The 791-nt window shown below is 28.7% G+C and carries 1 protein-coding gene; it reads left to right on the top strand.

Translation table 11 applies throughout. The features are described from left to right. Positions 1 to 101: 101 nt before the first annotated feature. Positions 102 to 698 (top strand): hypothetical protein, encoded by a 597-nt coding sequence (locus RB298_RS20660; protein ID WP_171779273.1) that lies wholly within the window; start codon positions 102 to 104, stop codon positions 696 to 698. The last annotated feature ends 93 nt before the right edge of the window (positions 699 to 791 follow it).

Below are 791 nucleotides of genomic sequence, written 5' to 3'. Positions count from 1 at the left end.
ACATTATGGTAATTAACTTTATATGAAATATATATATATTCTTGTGAAGTTTTTGATATATACTTTAATTAAAAATGTATATAGAACCCCATGGAGGTCTTATGTTAAAGAATTTATTTAAGAAAAAAATCACTGAAAAAGAATTCTGGTCTTGGTTTGAAAAAAATAGCGAAGAGTATTTTCAATTAGACGAAAATAATTATGATCTTTTATTTAACAAATTGGGCTTACAATTATCCAAGTATCATAAAGATTTAACTTTTGAATTCAGTGTAGAAATGAACCAAGGAAAAAGAGAATTTATTATCAGTGCAGAAGGAATGGTTTCAGCATTTCCTGCTGTCATAAAGCTGGTGGAGGAAGCTCCCAGCCTCGAGAAATTTAACGTTGTAGCATTTAGACAAAGACAAGATAGTGAACAAGAAATTTATTTTGAAGATATTGTTTTAAATACAGAAGATATTTTCTTTACGTATAGAGAAGATAAACAAATGGATTGTTTAGATATTGTTATTTACATTAAAGGATATAGCGAAGAAAATGATCAGTTTATTGCTGCAGCATTTATTATGCTTGATAGTTTAATTGGTGAATATGATGTAGGTGTAAAACTTGGTGAAATAAATTTTGAGCCATATCAAGAAGAAAAAGAGGCAGAGCCTATTCTAAACTTAGTTTCTCTAGTTGATAAATTGTGAGTAGGAAGAGCGTAAGTTTTTGATAAGCTTAACGCTCTTTTATTTCCGATAATTGGTATTATGTTAACTATGGATGTATAGCGTATGCAATAG

It is taken from the genome of Priestia sp. BR_2, from assembly GCF_041954005.1.
Lineage (GTDB): Bacteria > Bacillota > Bacilli > Paenibacillales > Paenibacillaceae > Paenibacillus_AQ > Paenibacillus_AQ lautus_A.
Note: the sequence above shows the minus strand (reverse complement) of the source record. Positions and strands in the feature narration are given on the sequence as shown.